The organism is Stappia albiluteola, from assembly GCF_014050225.1.
GTDB classification, from domain to species: Bacteria; Pseudomonadota; Alphaproteobacteria; order Rhizobiales; family Stappiaceae; genus Hongsoonwoonella; species Hongsoonwoonella albiluteola.
Map to the genome: position 1 here is coordinate 1 of NZ_JACFXV010000032.1, position 3,217 is coordinate 3,217.

Here is a 3,217-nt window from a genome sequence, read left to right on the forward strand (position 1 = left end):
ACCGTGGTGGACAGGCCGGTCATGTTGGCGGTGACCGAACCGGTGCCGCGGGCAGCCTGCGTCACGCTTTGCGAGATGTCGCTGGTGGCCGCGCCCTGCTGCTCGACCGCGCTGGCGATCGAGGAGGTATAGCCGTTGACTTCCTCCATCGTCTCGGTGATCTCGGCGATCGCCTCCACCGCGTCGCGGGTCGAGGCCTGGATGGCGGCGATCTGCGCGCCGATTTCCTCGGTGGCCTTGGAGGTCTGGTTGGCGAGTTCCTTCACCTCGGCCGCCACGACCGCGAAGCCCTTGCCGGCTTCGCCGGCGCGGGCCGCCTCGATGGTGGCGTTCAGCGCCAGCAGGTTGGTCTGCTCGGCGATCGCCTGGATCAGGGTGACGACCTCGCCGATCTTGCCTGCGGCTGCGGCCAGGCTCGCCACCTTGTCGTTGGTGGCCTGGGCACCGCGGGTGGCCTGATCGACAACCTTCATGGTCTGGCCGATCTGGCGGGCGATTTCGGAAATGGAGGCGGAGAGTTCTTCTGCGGCGCTGGCCACGGTTTCGACGCTCTGCGTGGCTTCGTCGCTGGCGGAAACGGTTTCGGACGCCTTGCCCGCGCTTTCGCGCGCCAGGCCGGTCAGGGTCCGTGAGGTCTCTTCCAGCCCTGTCACCGTTTCGCCCACCGACGAAGTCAGTGACACCACCTCCGAACGGAACCCGGAAATCAGGTCGTCAACGCGCTTCTGCTGGGCGCTGCGGGTCTGCTGGACTTTTTCCTGATCGGCCTGCAGGCGCAGGCGCTCGATCGCATCGTCGCGGAAGACTTTGACGGCCTTCGCAATGGCGCCGATTTCGTCATTCCGCCGGATGTTCGACAGGTCGATATCCGTCTCGCCGTTTGCGAGCCGGTTCATCGTTTCGACCGCATTGTCGAGAGGGGTTGTGATCCAGCGGCGCATTGCGAGATTTATGAGCAGCGCGACGACGACCCCGATCAGTGAAGCGATGCCGAGATTGACGAGGAAGCTGGACCGCATTTCTGCCAGTTGAGGCGCTGCATCCCAGGTTATCGCGATGCTGCCGACGCTTTCGCTCGAATTGCCGAAGTAAACCGGAGCGGCGGAAAGGTGATAGGAGCCCGATGTTTCAAGGCCGGGCAGCCCGGTTTTTCCCGCCGTTTCCGCAAGCTCGGCGGCAAGAGCTGTGAGCGGACTTGTCCCTTTTTCCGAGAGTGTGTCGCCTTCTGCATGCCGGGCGATAAAGTGAACTGCATGCATGTCCGCATCGGAGAGAATGGCTGCAATCGCCTGATCGATCGCCTCTGCCTTCTTGAACCGGACCGCGCCGGAAACCTGTGCCGCCAGAAGGGACGTGGTCTTTTCGGCAAACCTGGCAGAATCCCGTTCCGCCTGCCTCGCGGTATCCCAGTAGCTGAAAGCGGAAACGGCAACGATACCGGCCAGGACACCGGCAAAGGCGGCACCGCTCACGCGCGTCCTTATTGAACTGCGCTTTCCCTCTGCGGATGAGTTGCTGCTTTTAAGAATTGATTTCAACATCGCGAGTGCCCCTGGTCTATGCAACAAATCCGGCCAGCCTTCGGTTCGGCCGCCGGGATGCGCGAGTTGACGCGCTGTCTCGGCGGGCGATTGGCGGCGTTCCGGTTCGGGAGGCAATGTCAGGGCAGCAATTCGATATTGACGCCGAAGGTTGCCGCGCCAATCACTTCGCCGCTGTCAGGGTCGGTGATCGCGACGCTCAACTGGCTTTGATAGGATTGCGTTGACTCGTCCAGTTCGACGTCGCCGATATGCGTGGCACCTTTGCCGATGAGGAAGGTTTCCTGCCATTTGGCTTCGTCGCCCTGCCAGTAGTCGGACGTGATATCGCTCTGACCGACATTGAGCCCCTTGGCATCCATCACGAAGATTTCCGTATAGAGCCCTCCGCCTCTCTCCTTGATCTCATGAAGATGACCGGAAAGGGCATTGCCGAGCGTCTTGTCGATTAGCGGCTTGTTCGATTTGTCGATTTCCGCTCGCCACTGCTTGTCGAGCGCATCGATATTCGCCTGATCGTAGCCACTCGTCTCGGCGTTCTGTGCCTTGATGGCGGCGATGACCTGCGGGTCGGACACGATCTTGGAGATATCGGTACTGGCTAGCGCTGTGAGTTGATCGGCAAATTCGTTTGCGGCGGCGGGGCCGCCGAGAAAGGCAAGAGCAAGGGCGCCGGTGAACACGATGCGCTTCATTACCGAAATCCTCCATTGGACGTGGGAGAGAAATGTTCGTTTCAGGTAAGATGAAGCTTCGGTGAAATGTCTTAAAAATTCGCATAATCCTTCCGAGGCCGAATATTTAAGGGAGCCGAATTTATTATTTTTTTCAAGCATATGGGAATGCAAAGGTGGTGTTGTTTTACCCGTAAGACCTCGTGCGACAATTTCAGGAATTCTGATGTATCCAAGAGCTTAATGTATCGACATAAAAAGGGGCGTGGCCGGTTTCCCTTTTGCCACGCCCGATTGGTGACGCCGACTGTAGTTATGCGATCAGGCTGCTGCGACGTCCTTGAGGAAGCCGTCGATCTTTTCGCGCAGGGCACCGGTCTTGGTGGCCATGTCGGCGGAGGCGCGCAGCACCTCGTCGGCGGCCGCCGAAGTCTGCTCGACCGTGGTGGACAGGCCGGTCATGTTGGCGGTGACCGAACCGGTGCCGCGGGCAGCCTGCGTCACGCTTTGCGAGATGTCGCTGGTGGCCGCGCCCTGCTGCTCGACCGCGCTGGCGATCGAGGAGGTATAGCCGTTGACTTCCTCCATCGTCTCGGTGATCTCGGCGATCGCCTCCACCGCGTCGCGGGTCGAGGCCTGGATGGCGGCGATCTGCGCGCCGATTTCCTCGGTGGCCTTGGAGGTCTGGTTGGCGAGTTCCTTCACCTCGGCCGCCACGACCGCGAAGCCCTTGCCGGCTTCGCCGGCGCGGGCCGCCTCGATGGTGGCGTTCAGCGCCAGCAGGTTGGTCTGCTCGGCGATCGCCTGGATCAGGGTGACGACCTCGCCGATCTTGCCTGCGGCTGCGGCCAGGCTCGCCACCTTGTCGTTGGTGGCCTGGGCACCGCGGGTGGCCTGATCGACAACCTTCATGGTCTGGCCGATCTGGCGGGCGATTTCGGAAATGGAGGCGGAGAGTTCTTCTGCGGCGCTGGCCACGGTTTCGACGCTCTGCGTGGCTTC

General features: G+C 61.5%; 3 protein-coding genes. All 3 read right to left on the bottom strand.

Annotated elements, in window-relative coordinates:
* Window positions 1-1,472: methyl-accepting chemotaxis protein (locus H2509_RS21310; RefSeq protein ID WP_209001759.1), on the bottom strand; the 1,472-nt coding region annotated here is incomplete at its 3' end.
* 188 nt (window positions 1,473-1,660) lie between these two features.
* A complete protein-coding gene (locus tag H2509_RS02460; RefSeq protein WP_182161967.1) occupies window positions 1,661-2,236 on the bottom strand; it encodes a hypothetical protein in 576 nt (191 codons plus the stop codon).
* 300 nt (window positions 2,237-2,536) lie between these two features.
* A partial coding sequence (locus tag H2509_RS02465; RefSeq protein ID WP_235974627.1) for a methyl-accepting chemotaxis protein occupies window positions 2,537-3,217 on the bottom strand: 681 nt, incomplete at its 5' end.

Excerpts from the sequence above, each read along its gene's own strand:
- H2509_RS02460 (WP_182161967.1), bottom strand. The coding sequence starts at position 2,236 with ATGAAGCGCATCGTGTTCACCGGCGCCCTTGCTCTTGCCTTTCTCGGC.